Source organism: Pseudomonas syringae pv. tomato str. DC3000, assembly GCF_000007805.1.
In the GTDB taxonomy this organism is placed as follows: domain Bacteria; phylum Pseudomonadota; class Gammaproteobacteria; order Pseudomonadales; family Pseudomonadaceae; genus Aquipseudomonas; species Aquipseudomonas avellanae.
On the sequence record NC_004578.1, the window covers coordinates 3,152,879 to 3,177,691 of the forward strand.

At 64.0% G+C, this 24,813-nt stretch carries 2 protein-coding genes (1 of these 2 running past the window's edge); both read left to right on the forward strand.

Annotated features, from left to right (window positions below; translation table 11 throughout):
* Entirely contained in the window at positions 1-9,507 is a 9,507-nt protein-coding gene (locus tag PSPTO_RS14620) for a non-ribosomal peptide synthetase (RefSeq protein WP_011104219.1), read from the forward strand.
* Positions 9,504-24,813 carry the 5' portion of a non-ribosomal peptide synthetase gene (locus tag PSPTO_RS14625; RefSeq protein ID WP_011104220.1) on the forward strand. 2,480 nt of this gene lie beyond the right edge of the window, so 15,310 of the gene's 17,790 nt are visible here — the first part of the coding sequence; its start codon is at positions 9,504-9,506; its stop codon lies off the right edge, out of view. Before PSPTO_RS14620 ends, PSPTO_RS14625 begins: the two co-directional genes overlap by 4 nt.

The window sequence follows — 24,813 nt, forward strand, 5'->3', positions numbered from 1 at the left end:
ATGCGTGCCTCTGTCGCCCCAACATTCTCCCTGACCGCCGCCCAGCGTGACATCTGGCTTGACCAGATCAGCCGTGGCGATTCTCCGCTCTACAACATCGGCGGCTACCTGCAGATAACCGGACCGATGGATGCCCAGGCCCTGCAGCGTGCGCTGGCGCAACTGGTTGCAGCCCACGAAGGCTTGCGCACCGTGTTGATGCCAGGGGCCGGCGCGGATGGCTTGCCTCTTCAGACTTACGCGGCGTCCATACCCATGCCGCTGGCAGTGCACGACTTCAGCGATCACCTCGATCCGGCCAGCTCAGCCTTGGCGCTGATCAGCGAGCAGATGCAGCGTCCGTGTGTTTTCGATGGCCGTCCCTTGGTCGAGTTTTGCCTGATTCGTCTGGCCACGGATCGTTACTGGCTGGCCAGCCAGGCCCACCACCTGATTCTTGACGGGTGGGGTTTCGGGCAGATGATGAAGTCACTGGGTGAGCTGTACACCGCGCAGGTCGAGGGCCATAGCCTTGAACTCGACGCGCCGCGCTACAGCGATTTCATCGTCGACGACGTCCGGTATCACGCATCGCCACGCTTCGCCAAGGACAAGGCCTACTGGCTGGATAAATACCAGAATCTGCCCGAGCCATTGCTGGTGTCTCGCTATCACAACCGCCGGTCAACCGATCCGGCACCGTCGCATGCCTGGGTGCAGGCGCTGCCCGAAGCGCTGCATGCGCGCATGAAAAAATTCGCCGAAAGCCACAATGCCTCGACGTTTCATGTGTTGCTGGCGGCCTTGCACGTCTACTTCACGCGCACGACGCAACGCAAGGAATGGGTGGTCGGGTTGCCGTTGCTCAACCGCACCGGCGCGCACTTCAAGGCCACACTGGGCCACTTTGCCCAGGTAAGTGCCGTGCGTATGGCCTTCGCCGAAGGGCTGGACTTCGGCGCGCTGGTGATCGAGGTGCGTGACGCGCTGAAACGCGATTTCCGTCATCAACGCTTTCCACTCAGCGAGCTGAATCGCAGCCTGGAATTGTCCCGTGAAGAGCGCGCGCAGCTGTTTGAAGTCTCGGTCTCCTACGAGCTGGAAGACCATGCCTACCGCTACGGCGAGGCCCAGGCAAAAACGGTGAAAGTCTCCAATGGTTTTGAAGCGACGCCTCTGGCCATTCATTTGCGCAGCAACAGCCTCAACGACGACGCCTCGCTGCACATGGTCCACCATCGGGCCTGGATCGACGATGCCGAGGCACAAGCTATCGCGGGGCGCCTGCTGCATATTCTGGAGCAGGGTGTTGAAAGCCCGGCGCTGCAAATCGATGATTTCCAACTGCTGACACCTGCCGAGCAGTTGCACCTGCAGCACTGGAACCAGACACAAACAGAACCCGGCGATGAACCGTTGATTCATCTGCGCATCGAGCAACAGGCCCATGCGTTCCCACATGCCGTGGCAGCCGCGTTTCAGGGACAACACCTGACCTACGCACAACTCAATCGGCACGCCAATGCCTTGGCCCGGCGCCTGATCGACCAAGGCGTGCGCCCGGATGATCGCGTCGCTGTTGTTTCGCGCCGCAGCCTGGAAACCTTGATCGGTTTGCTGGCGATTCTCAAAGCGGGGGCAGCTTATGTGCCCATCGACCCGTCGCACCCCCGCGAACGCCTGAATTACTTGCTGAGCGACAGCGCGCCGGTGGCCGTGTTGACACTATCGTCGCTGGCGGATCGCTTACCGCCGTTGGCGGTGCCGCTGATCGAGCTGGATCACTGCGCGCATAGCCAGGGCGATGACAGCAATCCGCAGGTGTCGGGCCTTAGCCGTGACAACCTGGTCTACGTGATCTACACCTCGGGTTCCACCGGCCAGCCAAAGGGCGTGATGGTCGAGCACCACACGCTGGCCAGTCTGGTGGACTGGCACTGCGCGGCGTTTGACGTGAAGGCGGGCAGCCACACCTCCTGCCTGGCAGGTTTCGGCTTTGACGCGATGGCCTGGGAGGTCTGGCCAACCCTGTGTGCGGGTGCAACCCTGCATCTGGCCCCGGTCCAGGAAAGCGGCGAAGACATCGAAGCCATGCTCAACTGGTGGCGCGCCCAGCCGCTGGATGTCAGTTTTCTGCCTACCCCGGTGGCTGAATACGCGTTCAGCCAGGACGATGAACACCCGACCCTGCGCACGTTATTGATCGGCGGCGACCGCCTGCGTCAGTTTGCCCACAACCGCCGTTACGCCGTGGTCAACAACTATGGCCCGACCGAAACCACGGTGGTTGCCACCTCCGGCCAGGTATTTGCCAGCGGTTCGCTGCACATCGGCGTACCCATCGCCAATACCCGGGTTTATGTGCTTGATGGGCACTTGCAGCCCCTGCCGCCGGGCGTCCCCGGTGAGCTTTACATCGGCGGTGCGGGTGTGGCGCGTGGCTACCTGAACCAGCCGCAACTGACCGAAGAGCGCTTTATTCACGACCCGTTCAGTGACGTCGCAAGCGCGCGGATGTACCGCAGCGGCGACCTGGTGGCCTGGAACGCCGACGGCACACTGGATTACCTGGGCCGCAACGACGACCAGGTGAAGATTCGCGGCATGCGCATCGAACCGGGTGAAATCGAGGCGGTGCTGACCTGCCAGCAAGGCGTGAAAGACGCCGTGGTGCTGGTCCGCGATTTCCATCTACTGGCCTGGTTCACTGAAACGTCTGCGGTCGATACCGATGCACTGAATCATGCGCTGCGAGCACTTTTGCCCGGTTACATGGTGCCGCGAGCCTTCACGCGCATGCCTTCGCTGCCATTGACTGCCAACGGCAAACTTGACCGCCGTGCGCTGCCCGACCCGGATCCTGCGTACTTGCTCGGTCACGCTTACGAGGCGCCACTGGGCGAGGTGGAAATCGCAATGGCGGCCATCTGGGCGCAGGTGCTCGGCGTGGAACGGGTAGGGCGGCACGATAACTTCTTCGAGCTGGGTGGCCATTCGTTACTGGCGGTCAAGCTGGTCGAGCAGTTGCGCAAGGCAGGTTTGCAAGCCGATGTGCATGTGCTGCTCAGCCAGCCGACACTGGCTGCGCTGGCCGCGTGCAACACTGCCGCAAGCAACACAGAGGCGTTCCAGGTACCCGAAAACCGCGTTCCGCCAGGCTGTACGCGAATCACTGCGGACATGTTGAGCCTGGTGTCGCTCGAACAAGCCGCTATCGACCAAATTGTTGCCAGCGTGCCAGGCGGTGCCGCCAACGTGCAGGAAATCTACCCGCTGGCACCCTTGCAGAAGGGCATCCTCTATCACCACCTGACCGCCGGGCAGGGCGATCCGTACCTGCTGCAATGGCGTCTGGCGTTCGACAGCCTTGAGCGTCTTCACGCCTGGGCCGCGGCCTTGCAACAGGTCATCAACCGCCACGACATTCTGCGCACCTCGGTGGTCTGGGAAGGGCTGGAAAGCCCGCAGCAAGTGGTCTGGCGCCGTGCCGAACTGACGTTGCAGGCCGTCGATTTCGAGGCCGAAGACTCACAGATTTCAGTCATTGATCGCCTGCAACGGCGGTATGACGCCCGAAGCCACCGGCTGGACCTGGCCCAGGCCCCCTTGATGCGTCTGGTGCATGCCCGCGATTCGTCGAGCGGCGAAACAGTGGCGATTCTGTTGTTCCATCACCTGGTGCTCGATAACACCGCGATGGAAGTGGTCAGCCGAGAAATGCAGGCACTGCTGTCCAGGCAGTATTCGGCGCTGAAAACGCCAGTGCCGTACCGCAACTACGTGGCACACGTGAACCTGCGCAACGACGACGCGTGCCACAAGGCGTTCTTCAGTGAAATGCTCGCTGATGTCGAAGAACCGACCCTGCCTTTCGGTATACATGATGTGCCTGCAGATGGCAGCGGTATCGAAGAAGATCGGCGCACACTCGACAACGATCTGGCGCTGCGGCTACGCGAGCAGGCCCGCCAACTCGGCGTGAGCGCCGCCAGCTTGATGCACGTCGCCTGGGCCCGGGTGCTCAGCGTGCTCGCCAACCGCCGCGACGTGGTGTTCGGCACCGTTTTGCTTGGGCGCATGAGCGGCGAGGGTGCCGAGCGGGCGCTAGGGGTGTTCATCAATACGCTGCCGTTGCGGGTCGACACCGCGCTTGCCACCCGTGCAGCGGTGAAAGCTGTGCATTCAAGGCTTGCTGCGCTGATCGCCCATGAACAGGCGTCGCTGGTACTCGCTCAGGGTTGCAGCGGCGTGGCTTCGGGTACGCCGCTGTTCAGCGCCTTGCTCAACTACCGCCACAGCGCCGAGGTGAAGCCGCACGACGGCGAAGGGCTGTGGCAAGGCGTGCGGGTGCTCGGCGGTGATGTGCGCAGCAACTACCCGCTGACCCTGAGCGTCGATGACTTGGGCGAGAACTTCGACCTGCACGTGTTGGCCATGCAGGGCATGGGCGCCGAGCGTGTGGCGGGCTGGATGCAAAATACCCTGGAGCAACTGGTTCAGGCGCTGGAACGGGCCTGGCCGTTGGCGTTGGACAACGTTTCGATCCTCGACGCAGACGAGCGCCTGCACTTGCTGGAAGACTTCAACCCTGCCAGACAGGCGTTCCCGGAGCGTCTCACCGTGCACGCGCTGATTGAAGCGCAGGTTGCCAGAACGCCACAAAGCCCTGCGCTGATTCAGGATGGCACCAGCCTTTCCTATGCCCAGCTCAACCAGCAGGCCAATCGCCTCGCGCATCACCTGATCAGCCTGGGAGTCAGGCCGGACGAGCGGGTCGCGCTGTGCCTGCATCGTGGGCCGCAACGCCTGATCGCCATGCTCGCCGTACTCAAGGCGGGTGCCGCCTATGTGCCGGTAGATCCGGTGTACCCGGCCGAGCGTATCGCCTACCTGCTGCAAGACAGCACGCCGCGTCTGGTGCTGACCGAGCACGCGACCCTCGCTCTGGTGGGCGATATCGCTCAGGTGAACATCGAGCAGGCCGAGGTGCATTCGCACCCCGACAGCAATCCCCAGGTGCAGGGCCTTGATGCGCAAAACCTGGCCTACGTGATTTACACCTCAGGCTCCACCGGCCAACCCAAAGGCGTGATGGTCGAGCACCGCACGCTGGCCAATCTGGTGCATTGGCACTGTCAGGCGTTCTCTCTGCATGCAGGCAGCCATACGGCGAGCGTGGCTGGTTTCGGTTTTGATGCAATGGCCTGGGAAGTCTGGCCAGCGTTGTGTGCCGGTGCCGTGCTGCACCTGCCGCCCGCGCAGGTGGGCAACGAACACGTCGATGAACTGCTCGACTGGTGGCTGGAGCAACCGCTGCAGGTCAGTTTCCTGCCCACGCCGGTGGCTGAACAGGCGTTCAGACGCCCTCGGCAGCACCCGACGCTGCGCACGCTGCTGATCGGCGGCGACCGTTTGCGTCAGTTCGACAGCGACCCCGGCTTTGCGGTGATCAATAACTACGGCCCGACTGAAACCACAGTGGTAGCGACCTCCGGGCCGGTAACGCCGGGCGGCCCGCTGCACATTGGCGGTCCGATCGCCAACACCCGCGTCTACGTGCTGGATGAGCAACTGCAACCCGTTCCGGTCGGGGTCATCGGCGAGCTGTACATTGGCGGCGCAGGCGTTGCTCGTGGCTATTTGAACAAGCCACAAATGACCGAAGAGCGCTTTGTCGCCGATCCGTTCAGTGACAAAGTGCAGGCGCGCATGTATCGCAGCGGCGATCTGGTGCGCTGGAATGTCGACGGCAGCCTGGATTACCTGGGCCGTAACGACGATCAGGTAAAGATCCGCGGCATGCGCATCGAGCTGGGCGAGATCGAGGCAGTGCTTGCCCGCCAGGCCGACGTCAAAGACGCCGTGGTGCTGGTGCGCGGCGAGCGCTTGCTGGCCTGGTACACCGAAGTGTCCGCTGTGGAACCCGAAACCCTGCGCGAGGCGCTACAGGCTTGTTTGCCGCCGCACATGGTGCCGCTGGCCTTTACGCGCCTGCAATCGTTGCCGCTGACCAGCCACGGCAAGCTGGATCGCAACGCACTGCCAGACCCGGATCTGCAAGCGCTGACCGGGCAGGCCTACGAGGCACCGCAGGGCGAAACAGAAACCGTCATGGCGCAGCTTTGGGCGCAAGTGCTCGGCCTTGCGCACGTCGGCCGTCACGACAACTTCTTTGAACTGGGCGGTCATTCGCTGCTGGCGGTCAGCCTGGTCGAGCGCCTGCGCACCATCGGCTTGAGCGTCGATGTACGGGTGTTGCTGGGCCAGCCCACCGTGGCTGCACTTGCTGCCTCCGTGGGCAAGGGCCGCGAGATCAGCGCACCGGTCAATCGCGTGCCGACGGGCTGCACGCACATCACCCCTGAGCTGTTGAGCCTGACCCGGCTCGACCAGCCGACTATCGACCGCATTGTCGCCACGGTGCCAGGCGGGGCGGCCAATGTGCAGGAAATCTATCCGTTGGCACCGTTGCAGGAAGGCATTCTTTATCACCACCTGACGGCCGAACAGGGCGACCCGTACCTGCTGCAATTACGCATCAATGTCGACAGCCTGGACCGGTTGAACGCTGTCGCCGCTGCCTTGCGCACGGTCATCGCGCGCCACGACAGCCTGCGTACCGCAATTGTCTGGCAAGGGCTGGAAGTGCCGCAACAGGTGGTCTGGCGGCACGCCGATCTGACAGTCGAGCATGTTGCGTCGGCGCAGATTGACGCCGAACCGGGCGCGGCACGCATGGACCTTGCGCGTGCGCCGCTGATTCGCCTGCTCTACAGCCCGGACGCAACCGGCGCTGGCCTGTCGGCAACGCTGCAGTTCCATCACATCGTGGTGGATGCCACGGCCCTTGAAGTGATGCGCGAGGAAATGCTCGCTCATCTGCGCGGCGAGCCCGGCCCTACACTGCCCGCCGTGCCGTATCGCAACTATGTGGCGCAGGCACGTCTGGGCGTCAGCGAAGCCGAGCACGAAGCGTACTTTCGCGAACAGCTGGGCGACATCGACGCGCCAACCCTACCGTTCGACCTGCGCGATGTGCAGGGTGACAGCCGTACCATTGAGGAAGCCCGGCAGGTAATACCCGACGCACTGTTGCGCGGGCTGCGCAGTCAGGCGCGGCAACTGGGGGTCAGCGTTGCCAGCCTGCTTCATCTGGCATGGGGGCGCGTACTGGCCGCTGCCACCGGTAACCCGCGCGTGGTTTTCGGCACGGTGCTGCTGGGTCGCTTGCAAGGCGGGGCGGGTGCCGACCGAGGCATGGGCATGTTCATCAACACCCTGCCGCTGCGTATCGATCTGGACAACGTCGGCGTGCGTGACGGTGCCCGCGCCACACATGCCCGTCTGGCCCAACTGCTCGGCCACGAGCACGCGTCGCTGGCCCAGGCGCAGCGCTGGAGCGGGGTGGCCGCGCCGCTGCCGTTGTTCAGCGCAATCCTCAACTATCGACATGCCGCAGGCCAGGCCCGCCAGGATGCACAGCACGATGCCTGGCAAGGACTGGACATTCTCGCCAGCGAGAAACACACCAACTATCCACTGAGCCTCAACGTCGATGATCTGGGCGACAGCCTGCGCCTGAGTGTCACGGTGCCATCCGAAATCGGCGCCCGGCGTATCTGCGGCTATGTGCAACAGGTGCTGGCCGGCATGCTCGACGCACTGGAAAACCAGCCGGATCTGCCACTTCAGCGCCTGCCGGTGCTGCCTGCCGACGAGTGTCAGCGTTTACTGGTCGATTTCAACGCCACTGACGTGCATCACGACTTGCAGCAAACCTTGCAGGGCCTGTTTGAAGCCCAGGTTGCGCGCACCCCGCAGGCGGTCGCTGTGCGCGCCGGACGCTCGCAATTGAGCTTTCGGCAGCTCAACGAGCAGGCCAACTGCCTGGCTCATCACCTGATCAAGCTGGGTGTACGTCCTGACGACCGCGTAGCGATTTGTGTCGAGCGCGGCGTTGGTATGGTGGTCGGCCTGCTGGCGATCCTCAAGGCCGGTGGTGCTTATGTGCCGCTGGACCCGAGTTATCCGCGCGAACGCCTGCACTATATGTTCAAGGACAGCGCGCCCATCGCACTGTTGACGCAGGCGACCACCCGCGCACTGCTCGACGATGAAGGTACACCGCGTGTCGATCTGGACAGCGCCGACTGGGACATGCAGCACGTTGCCAATCCACGGGTCACCGACCTGACGCCGAATCATCTGGCCTATGTCATCTACACCTCCGGCTCCACCGGCACGCCAAAAGGGGTGATGGTCGAGCATCGCAACGTCAGCAACCTGGTGCAGTGGAGCTCACGGCTGTGCCCGCCGACCTCGGGTTCGGCGCTGCTGCACAAAACCCCCATCAGTTTCGACGCGTCGGTCTGGGAGATTTTCTGGCCGTTGAGCAGCGGCATTGCGCTGGTGCTGGCACGCCCTGATGGCCAACGCGATCCGGCTTATGTGGCCCAGGTGATTCAGGAACGCCGGATCAGCGTGGTGCAGTTCGTGCCCGTGCTGTTGCAGCAGTTTCTCGACCTGCCGCAAAGCCGCGATTGCCACAGCCTGACCGACATTGTTTGCGGCGGTGGCGAATTGACCGTCGCGCTGGCCGAACAGTTACGCCAGCGGCTGCCGCAGGTGCGCCTGCATAACGTCTATGGCCCGACCGAAACCACGGTGGATTGCAGCGTCTGGACACTGGAGCCTCATCAGCCCGTGCCAGGCAGCGTGTTGCCCATCGGTCGGCCGATCAGCAACACCCGCATGTATGTGCTCGATGCGCAAGACCAGCCCGTGCCGCAAGGGGTGAGCGGTCAGTTGCACATTGGCGGGTCCGGTGTGACACGCGGTTACCTGAACCTGCCGCAGGCGGATGCCGAGCGCTTCATCGACAGCCCTTTTGTGAGTGGCGACCGCTTATACCGCAGTGGCGATCTGGTGCGTCAGCGGGCGGACGGCCTGCTGGAGTTTCTGGGGCGCAACGACGATCAGGTGAAAATCCACGGCCTGCGTATCGAGCCGGGTGATATTCAGGCCTGCCTGACCGCCCACCCAGACATTCAACAGGCCGTGGTGCTGGTGCGTGACGAGCCGCCGGGCGGCCAGCGACTGGTTGCCTATTACACCGGCACGCTGCTGCCCATCGAGACCTTGCGCGAGCTGCTTCGCGCGCGTCTGCCCGATTACATGGTGCCGGCCCTTTATGTGCACCTGCACGAGATGCCGCTGGCCCCCAACGGCAAGCTGGATCGCAAGGCCTTGCCTGCACCGGGCGTCGACGCGCTGCTGACCCGGCCTTACGAAGCCCCGCAAGGCGAGACCGAAACCCTCTTGGCCAACCTCTGGGCCGACCTGCTCGGCGTGGAGCTGGTCGGGCGGCACGACAACTTTTTCGAACTGGGCGGCCACTCGCTGCTGGCGGTAAGCCTGACGGCGCGCTTGCGCCAGGAAGGCATCGAGGCCGATGTCCGGGCGCTCTTCGAACAACCTACGCTGGCGGGCTACGCAGCCATCACAGAAAACATGGAGATTATCCTGTGAGCATCAACGAACTTCTGGCAACACTCAAAGCTCACGATATCCAGCTGACGGTCAAGGATGGACAACTGGTGGTGCAGGGCAATCGCCGTGCCTTGAGCGACAACGGCTTGCTGGACCATTTGCGCGCCCACAAGCCAGCGCTGATCGAACTCATCGAACAGGGCGATTACCGCAGTGGCAAACGCGGGGCGCTGGTATTGCCGGCCAATGGCATCGTGCCGGGCTGCGAGCGGATCACGCCCGGGATGCTGACGCTGGTCGAGCTTGATCAGGTCGCGATTGATCGTCTGCTCGATCTGATACCGGGAGGGGCTGCCAATGTGCAGGACCTTTATCCGCTGGCGCCCTTGCAGCAGGGCATTTTGTATCACCACGTGACCGCCACTCAGGGCGATCCGTATGTCATGCAGGTGCAGTTCGCTTTTTCCGATCAGCCACGTCTGGAGGCGTTCGCCCAGGCATTGCAAACGGTCATCAATCGCCACGACATCCTGCGCACCTCCGTGCATTGGGACGGGCTGGACACCCCGGTGCAGGTGGTCTGGCGTCACGCTGAACTGAAGGTCGACAGCGTATCGACTGGCGCAGGCGTCACGATGGACCTGGGCCAGGCGCCGTTGATGCGTCTGGTCTGTCATGAATCCGCGCCTGCGGACGGTCATGGGGTGAAGGCCACGCTGCTGTTCCACCACATCGCGATGGACCACAGCGCCCTTGAAGTGGTGCGGCATGAAATACAGGCCTGCCTGCTCGGCCAGGCCAACGCGCTGGGTGTGCCGGTGCCGTTTCGCAACTACGTGGGGCAGGCGCTGCTGGGTGTCAGCGAAGAAGAACATGAAACGTTTTTCCGCGAGATGCTCGCCGACCTCGACGAGCCGACCCTGGCTTATGGCCTGCAAGACCTGAGCGGCGACGGCGATGACCTTGAAGAGCACAGCATTACGCTTGACCTGCTGCTGTGCCAGCGTTTGCGCGCCCAGGCGCGAACCCTCGGGGTCAGCGTCGCCAGCCTGTTCCATCTGGGCTGGGCACAGGTGCTGGCAGGCCTGACCGGGCAGCCGCGCGTGGTGTTCGGCACCGTACTGATGGGCCGCCTGCTGGGCGCCGAGGCCACGGAGCGGGCGCTGGGCATTTTCATTAACACATTGCCGCTGCGTCTCGATCTGGACGACCAGGACGTGCGGGGTGCGGTGCGCACCACCCACCAGCGCCTGACCGCCCTGATGCGCCACGAACATGCACCGCTGGCGCTGGCCCAGCGTTGCAGCGGCGTACAAGCGCCGACGCCGCTGTTCAACGCCTTGCTCAATTATCGCCACAGCGCACCGGCGCAGGCATCCGGCGAAACCTGGCAGGGCATTGAAGTGCTGCAGGCGCAGGAGCGCAGCAACTACCCGCTGGTGCTGAGCGTCGATGACTTGGGCGAGGCGTTCGGCTTCACTGCGCAAACGTCCGCGGGCATCGAGCCGCAACGCATATGCGCCTACCTGCAACGGGCGATGGAAAGCGTGATTGATGCGCTTGAGCAGACGCCGCAGATGCCGGTCGCGCAGCTTGATATCGTGCCCGCCAGTGAGCGTACGCAATTGCTGCAGGGCTTCAACGACCACCATGCCGAGTACCAACGCGCACTGACCCTCCAGCAGCGCATCGAACAGCAGGCCCAGGCACGCCCTGACGCCATCGCCGCGCAAGTGGGCGAACACTGCCTGAGCTATGGAGAACTGAACCAGCGCGCCAACGCCCTTGCGCATCACCTGATCAGCCTCGGCGTACGCCCGGACGACCGCGTGGCGGTGGTCGCCCGGCGGGGTCTGGAGACACTGGTCAGCCTGCTGGCGGTGCTCAAATCCGGTGCTGGCTACGTGCCCATCGACCCAGCGCACCCTGACGAGCGTGTGGCCTACCTGCTGACCGACAGCGCGCCATTGGCGGTACTGACGCAACCGGCATTGCTGCCCCGCCTTGAAGGGCTCAGCCTGCCAGGGCCCAAGGCACTGCTGATCGATCTTGAACGCTCGGACTGGCCAGCAAAAACGGGCAACCCACAGCTCGCCGACTTGACGTCAAGCCATCTGGCCTATGTGATCTACACCTCCGGCTCGACCGGGCAGCCCAAGGGCGTGATGGTCGAACACCGCACGCTGAACAACCTGATCGACTGGCACTGCGAGGCGTTTGATTTGCGTGCCGGCAGCCACACCGCCAGCGTGGCGGGGTTTGGCTTCGATGCGATGGCCTGGGAAGTCTGGCCAGCCCTGTGTGCCGGGGCCACGCTGCATCTGCCGCCGGCTGACATCGGCAACGAACAGCTTGATGCGTTGCTCGACTGGTGGCTGGCGCAGCCGCTGCAGGTCGCGTTTCTGCCGACCCCGGTCGCGGAATACGCATTCAGCCGTGACCTGCGTCACCCGACGCTGCGCACGCTATTGATCGGCGGCGACCGTTTGCGTCAGTTTCATCGCGATCCGGGCTTCGCCGTGATCAACAACTATGGCCCGACCGAAACCACCGTGGTCGCCACCTCAGGCCGTTTGTTGCCTAACGGTAGCCTGGACATCGGCAAACCGATCGCCAACACCTCCGTGTACCTGCTGGACAGCCTGCACAAGCTGGTCCCGTTTGGCGTGGCTGGCGAGTTGTACATCGGCGGCGAGAGTGTTGCGCGTGGCTACCTGAACCAGCCGCAACTGACCGCCGAGCGCTTTCTGCGCGATCCGTTTGCCGAGCCGCCTCAAGCCCGCATGTACCGCACCGGCGATCTGGCGCGCTGGAACCCGGACGGCACCCTGGAATACCTGGGTCGTAACGACGATCAGGTAAAGCTTCGTGGCGTGCGCATCGAACTGGGTGAAATCGAAAGCCAGTTCAGCCAGCTTCCGGGCATCGAAGAAGCGCTGGTGCTGGCGCGCGAAGATGAACCAGGCCAGCCGCGTCTGGTCGGTTACTTCACCGAACGCGCAGACGCTACACCCTCCCGCCTGGAAGACCTGCGCACGGCACTGGCCGCCCGATTGCCCGCTTACATGGTGCCCGGCGCACTGGTGCGGCTAGACAGCTGGCCATTGACGGCCAACGGCAAGGTTGATCGCCGGGCCCTGCCGGTGCCTGACCGCAGCGCGCTATCAAGCGGGGAATACCAGGCACCGCAAGGTGATCTGGAAAACGCACTGGCCGCCATCTGGAGCGAATTGCTGCAGGTCGAGCGGGTAGGGCGTCAGGACCGCTTTTTTGAACTGGGCGGCCATTCGCTGCTGGCCATGCGCATGGTGTCTCAGGTGCGCCAGCGTCTCTCGCTTGAACTGACACTGGGCGACCTGTTCGCCGACAGCGCGTTGAGCGCCGTGGCCCAGTGCCTGGCCGCCGCTGCGCGCAGCCAGTTGCCGGCCATCGATGTGCAGCCGCGCAATGGCCCGGTACCGTTGTCGTCTGCGCAACAGCGCATCTGGTTCATGGCGCAGATGGAAGACGCCAACAGCGCCTACAACATTTCGTTGGGCCTTAAACTGACCGGCCCGCTGGACAGCCGTGCCTTGAAACGTGCACTGGAGCGCATCGTGGCCCGTCACGACAGCCTGCGCAGCCGCTTCAGCCAGGAAGACGATATCGCCTGGGTGCAGGCGGCGCCCATCACTTCAGTGCCGGACATCTGCTGGCAGGATTTGCGTGGTCACGGCGCCGATGCCTTGCGCGCGGTAGCCCAGGAAGAAGCCGCGCAGCCCTTCGATCTGCGCCACGACCTGCCTGTTCGCGGTCGTCTGCTGTGCCTGGCCGAAGAACGCCACGTACTGCTGCTGACCGTGCACCATATCGTTGCCGACGGCTGGTCGCTGGGTGTACTGACCCGTGAACTGACCGCGCTGTATCAGGCGTTCAGCCAAGGGCTGGCTGATCCGCTGCCCCCGCTGACGCTGCAATATGGCGATTACGCTGTGTGGCAACGCACCTGGCTGGACGCCGAACGCTTGAGCCATCAGGCTGATTACTGGCAGCAGGCGCTGACGGGCGCGCCGGTGTTGCTGACATTACCGACCGACCGACCACGTCCTGCGCATCAGGACTACTCCGGGGCCAGCGTCGCGCTGACTCTGGATGCGCGCCTGAGCACTGACATCAGAACGTTCTGCCAGGCCCAGTCGGTGACACCGTTCATGCTGTTCATGGGGGCTTGGGCGGTATTACTGTCGCGGTTGTCCGGCCAGGAAGAGGTCGTTGTCGGCATGCCGGTGGCCAACCGTCGTCGCGCCGAAATCGAAGGCTTGATCGGCCTGTTCGTCAATACCCTGGCCGTGCGTGTGGACACGTCCGGCGAGCCGGATGCCGTGACGCTGCTGGCGCGCATCAAGGCCCGCGTGGTGGCAGCGCAGGACCATCAGGACCTGCCTTTCGAGCAAGTGGTGGAGCGCCTGCGGCCGCCGCGCAGCCTGGCGCACAGCCCGTTATTCCAGGCATCACTGACCTGGGATGGCAGTCAGGGCCTGGACTTGCAACTGGGCGATCTGCAACTGGAACCGCTGGATGAGCAGGCGGCTTTCGCAAAGTTCGACCTGGCGCTGAGCGTCGGCGACAGCGCCGAACATTTCCGCTGCATCGTGGAATACGCCACCGCGCTGTTTGACCGCAGCACCGTCGAGCGCTATCTGGGTTATCTGGAGGCGATACTGCGTGGCATGGTCGCTGATGGCCAGACGGTGGTGAACCACATTGCGCTGTTGTCGGAGGCCGAGCGTCGGCAGTTGACCGAGGGCTTCAATGCACCCGACGTGGTTTACCCGCAAGGGCAGACCCTGCACAGCCAGTTTGAAGCGCAGGTGCAGCGCACGCCAGATGCGATTGCCGTGAGTTTTGCAGACCAATCGTGGAGCTACGCGACGCTTAACGCCCAGGCCAACAAAATCGCGCATCGCCTGATTGGCCTGGGCATCGGTGAGGATGACCGTGTCGCCATCTGCACGCATCGTGGCCTGGAAATGATCGCGGGCCTGCTGGGGATTCTCAAGGCCGGTGCCGCCTACGTGCCACTGGACCCGGCTTACCCTCTGGAGCGCATTGCCTACACCCTCGGCGACAGCGCGCCGGTAGCGTTGCTGAGCCAGCGGTCAGTGCAGGCCGCCTTGCCGGTGTCGCAAGTGCCGGTGATCAGCCTCGACGAGGCCGGTTTGCAGGACGAATCCGAGCGTAATCCGCAGGTGTCGGTCAAGCCCACGAGCCTGGCGTATGTGATCTACACCTCCGGCTCCACCGGCCTGCCCAAGGGGGTGATGATCGAACACCGCAATGTTGCGCGACTGTTCTCGGCCACCGAAGACTGGTTCGGTTTCAACGAACAGGACGTCTGGTCGCTGTTCCACTCGTTTGCCTTCGACTTCTCGGTCTGGGAAATCTGGGGCGCGTTGCTGCACGGCGGGCGTTTGTTGATCGTGCCGCAACTGGTCAGCCGCTCGCCTGAAGACTTCTACGCGCTGCTGTGCAGCGCCGGGGTGACGGTGCTCAACCAGACGCCGAGTGCGTTTCGCCAGCTGATTGCTGCCCAGGGCGAGAATCCGCAGGCGCATTCGCTGCGCCAGGTGATTTTCGGCGGTGAAGCGCTGGAAACAGCGATGCTCAAGCCGTGGTACGCCCGCAACGTGAACGCCGCCACCCAACTGGTCAACATGTACGGCATCACCGAAACCACCGTGCACGTGACCTATTACCCGGTGCAGCCCGAAGACGCCCAGCGTGTCGGCGCCAGCCCGATCGGCAAGCGCATTGCCGATTTGCAATTGTATGTCCTCGACACCTGCGGCGAGCCGGTGCCGCTCGGTGTGGTCGGCGAGCTGTATGTCGGTGGTGCCGGAGTGGCACGCGGCTACCTGAACCGTGAAGCACTGACCGCCGAACGGTTCCTCGATAACCCGTTCAGCCACGCCGCAGATGCGCGCATTTACCGGACCGGTGACCTGGCGCGCTGGATGGCCGACGGCAGCCTGGAATACCTGGGCCGTAACGACGAGCAAGTCAAGATTCGCGGTTTCCGTATCGAGCTGGGTGAGATCGCGTCTCGCCTGAATGATCATCCACAGGTTCTCGACGCTGTGGTCGTGGCGCGCGAGGATGTGCCCGGAGACAAGCGTCTGGTGGGCTATTACACCTGCGCTGAAGACCAGACCGGGCTGGATATCGAGCAGTTGCGCGCCTGGCTGTCGGGGTTGCTGCCTGATTACATGGTGCCTGCGGCCTTTGTCCGGCTTGCCGGCCTGCCGATAACGGCGAACGGCAAACTGGACCGCAAAAGCCTGCCAGCACCGGATCGTGACAGCCTCGCCAGCCGGGCTTATGAAGCGCCGCACGGCGCGGTCGAAATCGCCCTCGCCAGCCTCTGGGGGGAGCTGCTGCAAGTGGAGCAGGTCGGTCGGCAGGATAATTTCTTTGAACTGGGCGGTCATTCGCTGCTCGCCGTGACCCTGATTGCGCGCATGCGCCGTCTGGACATGAGGGCGGACATTCGCGTTCTTTTCGTTCAGCCAACGCTGGCCGCGCTGGCTGAGGCAGTTGGTCGCGACAGCGAAATCCAGGTGCCGGCCAACCTGATCGATGCGCACTGCCAGCACATCACCCCCGAACTGCTGCCTTTGGTAGCGCTGGATCAGGCGGCCATTGACCGCATCGTCGCGCAGGTACCGGGCGGGGCTGCCAATGTGCAGGATATCTATCCGCTGGGCCCCTTGCAGACCGGTATTCTTTATCACCACCTGACAGCCGGGGACCGCGATCCCTACCTGTTGCAGCCGCAATTCGCGTTCGCCGACACGTCGCGTCTGGACGCTTTTTGCCAAGCCTTGCAGCGGGTGATCGAGCGCAACGACATTCTGCGCACCGCGTTGTGCTGGGAAGGCCTGCAAGCGCCGGTTCAGGTGGTCTGGCGTCAGGCCCCGCTGCGCATTCAAGAGACGCCCTTGCCAGAGCTTTTCAATGCGCCGCGCATGGAGCTGACGCAGGCGCCGCTGCTGCATCTGGTTTATGCCCATGACCCGGACAACCAGAGGATCACCGCGGTGCTGCGTTACCACCATGTGATCATGGATCACATCGCTCTTGACGTCTTGAGCCACGAGTTACAGGCCATACTGCTGGGCAACGAAGCCGGGCTCGCCGCCCCCGTGCCGTACCGCAACTACATCGCCCACGTCCTGCAAGGGCCTGGCGATGACGCCCATGAAACGTTCTTCCGCGAGCAACTGGGCGATGTCGATGAGCCGACCTTGCCATACGGTCTGGCAATGACCTCCGCCGAGCAGATTCCTGGTGAGGCCCGGCTCAAACTGGACAGCGCCCTGTGCAGCCAGGTGCGCGATCAGGCCAGGCAGTTGAGTGTCAGCGCCGCCACCTTGATGCACCTGGCCTGGGCCCAGGTGCTGGGGCAATTGTCCGGGCGCGACAGCGTGGTGTTCGGCACCGTGCTGCTTGGGCGCCTGCGCGGCGGTGAAGGCGGTGAGCGCGCTCTGGGTGTGTTTATCAATACCTTGCCGCTGCGCATGGACCTGGCCGGGCATAGCGCGCGCAGTGCGGTGCTCGATCTGCACGGGCGTCTGGTCGGCATGCTCGCCCACGAGCATGCTCAGTTGGCGCTGGTCCAGCGCTGTAGCGCCTTGCCAGCGGGCGCGCCGTTGTTCAATACGCTGCTCAATTACCGCCACAGCGCGGTGTCGCAGGTCGATGACCCGGCGAGCAGCGCTGCATGGCAAGGCATTGCGGTCATCCACGCAGAAGAGCGCAGCAACTACCCGCTGACCGTGTGTATCGATGACTTCGGCGATGATTTCGGCCTGACGGTCCAGGCGGCACCGGGTATTGATCCACAACGGATCTGCGCTTATCTGCAACAGGCCCTTGTGCATCTGGTGCAGGCACTGCAGCAGCCACCGAAAACCGCCCTGATCGAATCGTCGGTGCTGCCGGAGGCTGAGCACGAGCAACTGCTGACCACGTTCAACGATACCCACCGTGAATACCCCCGCGAGCTGCCCGTGCACCGCCTGTTCGAGCGTCGCGCGGCACTTCAACCGCAGGCCATTGCGGCCGTGCATGGCCGTCGTTCGCTGACGTACGGCGAGTTGAACGAACGCGCCAACCACCTTGCGCATTACCTGCTGGGGCAGGGCGTACGGCCTGATGAGCATGTGGCGATTCTGCTGCCACGCTCGCTGGAACTGCTGATCAGCCAGTTGGCGATCGGCAAATGCGCGGCAACCTATGTACCGCTGGATGTCAATGCACCCGCCGAAAGACAGCAGTACATGCTTGGCGACTGCCAGGCGAAATGCGTATTGACGCAGAGCGCCATGTCGATTGCCACGTCGGTGCAGCGCATCGATCTGGACCAGTTGAATCTGGACGACCAGCCCGCGCATGATCCTGGCTTGCCGCAAGGCGCGGACACAGCGGCTTACGTCATGTACACCTCGGGCTCCACCGGGGCACCAAAAGGTGTGCGCGTCGGCCATCGCGGCATCGTCCGGCTGGTGTTGAACAACGGTTATGCCGAGTTCAACGAACAGGACAGCATCGCGTTTGCGTCCAACCCGGCGTTTGATGCCAGCACCATGGAAGTCTGGGGTGCCTTGCTGAACGGCGGGCAGCTGGTTGTGATCGAACACACCACGCTGATCGACCCGGCGCGCTTCAGCGCAGCCTTGCGGCACGGCAACGTCAGCGTGCTGTTTCTCACTACGGCGCTGTTCAACCAGTACGTGCAAATGATCCCCGAAGCGCTCGGCGGCTTGCGGGTGCTGATTTCAGGTGGCGAACGCGCTGACCCTGTCAGCTTTCGGGCAATGCTGGCCCAGGCGCCGGGCCTGCATTTGTTGAACGGTTACGGCCCGACCGAGACCACTACCTTCGCGACTGCTTACGATGTTCGGGCGCTGGCAAGCAGCGCCGAATCAGTGCCTATCGGCCGACCCATTGGCAACACTCGGGTTTACGTGCTGAACGCTCAGCAACGCCTCGCGCCGCTGGGTGTGATCGGCGAGCTGTACATCGGTGGCGACGGCGTTGCACTGGGGTATCTGAACCGCCCGGAGCTGACCGTCGAGAAGTTTATTGCCGACCCTTTCAGCGATCAGCCCGGCGCCATGATGTACCGCACGGGCGATCTGGGGCGCTGGCTGGAAGACGGGCAACTGGAGTGCCTGGGGCGCAACGACGATCAGGTCAAGATCCGTGGTTTCCGTATCGAACTGGGCGAAATCGTCAATTGCCTGCACCAATTGCCGGGGATCAGGGAGGCGGTGGTGCTGGCCCGCGAAGACGAACCGGGCAATGTGCGCCTGGTCGCCTATTTCACCAGCCAACAAGACGTCGAAGCACCCGCGCCGGGACAGATGCGTGCGCACATGCAGGCCAACCTGCCGGATTACATGGTCCCGGTGGCCTTCATCGAGCTGACCGCGCTGCCGCTGACCGCCAATGGCAAGCTGGACAGCCGCGCATTGCCTGAACCGGACCACTCGTCGCTGCTGGGGCTTGCCTACGAACCACCGCAGGGTGACATTGAAATCGCCCTGGCGCAGATCTGGGCCGAAGTGTTGCAGGTCGAGCGGGTCGGCCGCCACGATCACTTTTTCGACATGGGCGGGCATTCCCTGCTGGCCATGCGCATGGTTTCTCAGGTTCGCCAGCAACTGGGCATGGAATTGCCACTGGGTGAACTCTTTGCGCTGGGTGAACTGGCAGCCGTTGCTGCCGCGCTGGCCGGTGCCGGACGCAGCGAGCTGTCGCTGATCCTGCCTGCGCCGCGTGACCAGTCGTTGCCGCTGTCGTTTGCCCAGCAACGCCTGTGGTTCCTGGCCCAGCTCGAAGGCGGCAGCGAGGCGTACAACATCTCGCTGGCCCTGAGCCTGCGTGGCCCGCTGGATGTGAACGCGCTGACCGCCGCGCTGGCGCGGATCGTCGAGCGCCACGAAACCCTGCGCAGCCGCTTTATTGCCTGCGAAGAGGGCGCCGAGGTGTTTTTTGCCGAGTTGCCTGGCAGCTCGCTGCTGCACGTCGAAGACCTGCGCCTTTGCCCGGAAACGCTGGCCGAACGCGTGGTGAGCGAGGCCGCAACACCTTTCGACCTGACGCGCGGACCGCTGATACGTGGCAGCCTGTTGCAACTGGAGGACGAACGTCACGTGTTGTTGCTGACCGTGCACCACATCGTCGCCGACGGCTGGTCGATGGGCGTGCTGACCCGCGAACTGCTGGCGCTGTACACGGCCTTGCGCCACGGCAAAGCCGATCCGTTGCCCGCGCTGGCCATTCAGTACGCAGACTATGCGGTCTGGCAGCAAAGCTGGATGAGCGGCGAACGCCTGCAACACCAGGCCGCCTACTGGCGCCAGACGCTGGACGGCGCGCCGACGCTATTGACCCTGCCAACCGATCGGCCACGCCCGGCGCAACAGGATTTTGCCGGTGCCAGCCTGGCGGTCCGCCTGAACAGCCAACTGACCGCAGGCTTGCGTGCACTGGCGCAGCGCCAGGGTGTGACGCTGTACATGACCTTGATGACTGCTTGGGGAGCGCTGCTGGCGTGTCTTTCCGGGCAGGCCGAAGTGGTTATCGGCAGCCCGATTGCAGGGCGGGGTCGTGCTGAACTGGAAGGGCTGATCGGGCTTTTCGTCAATACCCTGGCCGTACGCATCGACACCTCGTCCGCCGCGACCGGTGAAGCCTTGCTGGCCCAGGTCAGAACCCGGGTGCTGGAGGCTCAGGATCACCAGGACCTGCCGTTCGAGCAGGTGGTGGAAATCGTTCGCCCGGCACGCAGCCTGGCGCACGCGCCGCTGTTCCAGACCACGCTCAACTGGCTGGCCGGGGACAGTTCACTGCCGCAGATGGATGGACTGTCGCTGGCCTTGGTCGAGCAGAGCGCTCAAACCTCCAAATTCGACCTGTCGCTGAACCTCGGCGAGCACGGCGATGCGCTGGTCGGCACGCTGGATTACGCAACAGCACTGTTCGATGACACAACGGTGCAGCGCTATTGCGGTTATTTCGAGCAGTTGTTGCAGGCACTGGTGAATGACCAGCAGACGGTGCTCGCACAAGTTCCGCTGGTGGGCAGGCAGGAGCGCCAGTACCTGGTTGAGACGCTTAACCCCACCGGCCTGAGCTTTTCGCAAAACCAGACCGTGCATGGCTTGATAGAGGCTCAGGCAACCCGTTTACCTACAGCGATTGCGGCGCAGGTCGGCGAGCAGTCGCTGAGTTATGCCGAGCTGAACCGCCAGGCCAACAGCCTTGCTCATTATCTGATCAGCCTGGGCGTGCGCCCGGATGAGCGTATTGCAGTGGTGGCGCGTCGCGGGCTGGACACGCTCGTGGGCCTGCTGGCGGTGCTCAAGGCCGGGGCCTGCTATGTGCCGGTGGATCCGGCGCATCCGGGCGAACGCATTGCCTACCTGCTGAGCGACAGCGCGCCGGTTGCGGTGCTGGCGCAACAGACCTTCATCGAGCGTCTGCCCGCGCTGGGCGTGCCGGTGATCGCGCTGGATCGGCCGCACTGGCCCGAGCAGGCGCACAACCCCATCGTGGCAGGGCTGACCGCCAAAGATCTGGCCTATGTGATCTACACCTCGGGCTCGACCGGGCAACCGAAAGGCGTGATGGTTGAACATCGCACCCTGGAGAACCTGGTGCATTGGCATTGCCAGGCATTCGACCTGCACGCAGGCAGCCACACCGCCAGTGTTGCCGGCTTCGGGTTTGACGCGATGGCCTGGGAAGTCTGGCCAGCGCTGTGCGCGGGGGCAACCTTGCACGTGCCACCGGCAGAGATTGGCAACGAACAGCTCGACGCACTGCTCGACTGGTGGCTGGCGCAACCGCTGCAGGTCGCGTTCCTGCCGACCCCGGTCGCCGAATATGCCTTCAGCCGCCAGTTGCGTCATCCGACCCTGCGCACGCTGCTGATCGGCGGCGACCGGCTGCGGCAGTTTCATCGCGAGCCGGGCTTTGCCGTGATCAATAACTATGGCCCGACCGAGGCCACGGTGGTCGCCACCTCGGGACGTTTGCTGCCCGACGGCAGCCTCGATATCGGCAAGCCGATCGCCAATACCCGTGTGTATCTGCTGGACGAGCAACAGCAACTGGTGCCGCTGGGCGTCGCCGGTGAGTTGTACATCGGCGGCGAGGGCGTGGCGCGCGGTTATCTGAACCAGCCGCAATTGACTGCCGAGCGCTTCCTGCTTGATCCGTTCGCCGGGCAACCGCATGCGCGCATGTACCGTACTGGCGATCTGGCGCGCTGGAACGCCGATGGCACGCTGGATTACCTGGGGCGTAACGACGATCAGGTGAAGATTCGCGGTGTGCGCATCGAACTGGGCGAAATCGAGGCGCAACTGGCGCAATTGCCGGGCATCGAAGAAGCGCTGGTCATGGCCCGCGAAGACGAGCCGGACCAGTCGCGTCTGGTAGCGTACTTCATCGAACGTGCCGACAGCGCCACGGTGGCAGCGGCGCAGCTGCGCAGCGACATGCTCGCCCGTCTGCCGGGGTACATGGTGCCCAGCGCCTTTGTGCGCCTGGATGCCTGGCCGTTGACCGCCAATGGCAAAGTGGACCGCCGCGCCTTGCCGGCGCCGGATCGCGAGGCCTTGCCCGGACGCGACTACGAGCCGCCGCAAGGCGAACTGGAAACCGCGCTGGCCGAGATCTGGAGCGACCTGCTGCAGGTCGGGCAGGTGGGGCGGCACGATCACTTCTTCGAACTGGGCGGGCATTCGCTGCTGGCCGTCACCCTGATTGCGCGCATGCGTCGCCGGGGCATGGACGCCGACGTGCGCGTGCTGTTCGCTCAGCCGACCCTCGCCGCCCTGGCCAGCGCGATTGGCAGCGGCAGCCAGGTGAAGATTCCGGCCAACCTGATTGGCGCGGATTGCACCTCGATCACGCCGGACCTGTTGCCGCTGGTCAAGCTGGATCAGGCAGGCATTGATCGCGTGGTTGCCAGCGTGACCGGCGGCGCGGCCAATATTCAGGACATCTACCCGTTGGGGCCGTTGCAGGCCGGTATTTTCTATCATTACCTGTCGGCCGGCGACGATGATCCCTATCGCCTGCAAGCGCGTTTTGCATTTGCCGACCGCTCGCGGCTGGACGCCTTCTGCCAGGCGCTGCAACAGGTCATCGCCCGTAACGATGTACTGCGCACCTCGCTGTGTTGGGAAGGGCTCGAAACACCTGTGCAAGTGGTGTGGCGCCATGCCCTGTTGCCGGTCATCGAGCTGCCGCTGGCCGCGCTGCACGACCCGGAACCGCTGAACCTGCTAGACGCGCCGCTGCTGCGCCTGGTGCATGCCGAGGACCCGGACAACCAGCGCATTGTCGCCGTGCTGCTGTTCCATCACCTGATCATGGACCACGTCGCGCTCGACCTGTTGAGCCATGAGTTGCAGGCCGTGCTGCTCGATCAGCAGGCGCAACTGCCGGCACCGGTGCCTTACCGCAATTACATCGCGCACACCTTGCTGGGGCCGGGTAACGACGCTCATGAAACGTTCTTCCGCGAGCAACTGGGCGACCTTGAGGAGCCGACCCTGCCTTATGCTCAGGCCACCTTGCCAGGGCCTGAGGTGCCCGGCGAAGCCAGGTTGCGTCTGGATGCCGCGCTGAGCCAGCGCATTCGCAATCAGGTGCGGCAACTGGGCGTCAGCCCGGCGAGCCTGATGCATCTGGCTTGGGCTCAGGTGCTGGGCCGCCTGTCCGGTCGCGACACAGTGGTGTTCGGCACCGTGCTGATCGGTCGGCTGGGTGGTGCTGAAGGCGCGGAGCGCACGCTGGGGGTGTTCATCAACACCTTGCCGCTGCGTATCGACCTTGCCGAGCAGACCGCCCGCGACGCCGTCCTGCAGACCCATCGGCGCCTGACCGGCTTGCTCGCTCACGAACACGCTTCGCTGGCCCTTGCCCAGCGTTGCAGCGCGCTGCCTGCGGGGGCGCCGTTGTTCAGTGCGCTGTTGAATTATCGCCACAGTGCAGCGCCCGGCAGTCATGACAAGGCCGCGAGCACGGCCTGGCAGGGCATCGAACTGTTGCAGACGGCCGAGCGCAGCAGCTATCCGTTGACGCTTAGCGTCGATGATCTGGGCGAGGTGTTCGACCTGACCGCGCTGACCTCGGCGGGCATTGATGCGCGGCGGGTCTGCGCGTATCTGGCCTGCGCCGTGGAGAGCCTGCTGGTTGCGCTGGAGCACGCGCCACTGACGCCGATTCAGGCCTTGAACACGCTGCCGGTCAGCGAGCGCAGCGAGCTGCTGCACGGCTTCAATACCGAGTCGAACAGGCCCGAAAGCGCGCTGACTATTCACCAGCGCATTGAGCAGCATGCTCTGCACCAGCCCGATACTGTGGCGGTACAGGTGGGCGATCAGCGCCTGACCTACGGCGAGCTGAATCATCGCGCCAATGCGTTGGCCCATTACCTGATCGGGCTTGGTGTGCGCCCGGACGATCGGGTGGCGGTACTGGCGCGGCGCGGGCTGGAAACACTGTGCGCAATGCTCGCGGTACTCAAAGCCGGAGCCAGCTACGTGCCGGTCGATCCGGCGCACCCGGACGAGCGTATCGGTTACCTGCTGGAAGACAGCGCGCCGGTGGTGGTGCTGGCCCAGTTCGACCTGTTGGCGCGGGTACCTGATCTGCATGTGCCGCGGGTTGCGCTGGATCGCCCGGACTGGCTGCAGCGTGATGACACGCCGCACGTGCCAGGCCTGACCGCTGAAAATCTGGCCTACGTGATCTACACCTCAGGGTCTACCGGGCAGCCCAAGGGCGTGATGGTCGAGCACCGCACGCTCAACAATCTGGTGGACTGGCACTGTCAGGCCTTCGACCTGCGCGCCGGCAGCCAAACCGCCAGTGTGGCCGGCTTCGGCTTTGACGCGATGGCCTGGGAGGTCTGGCCTGCATTGTGTGCCGGCGCCGTGCTGCACCTGCCGCCTGCCGATATCGGCAACGAACAGCTTGATCTGCTGCTCGACTGGTGGCTGGCGCAACAGCTGCACGTGGCGTTTTTGCCCACGCCGGTGGCTGAATACGCGTTCAGCCGCGAGCTGCACCACCCGACCCTGCACACCCTGCTGATCGGCGGCGACCGCCTGCGACATTTCAAACGGGACCCGGGCTTTGCAGTGGTCAACAATTACGGGCCGACGGAAACCACCGTGGTGGCCAGTTCCGGCCTCATGCTGCCGCAAGGGGTGCTGCATATCGGCAAACCGGTTGCCCATGCGCGGCTTTACGTGCTGGACGCGCACAGTCAGCCGGTGCCGC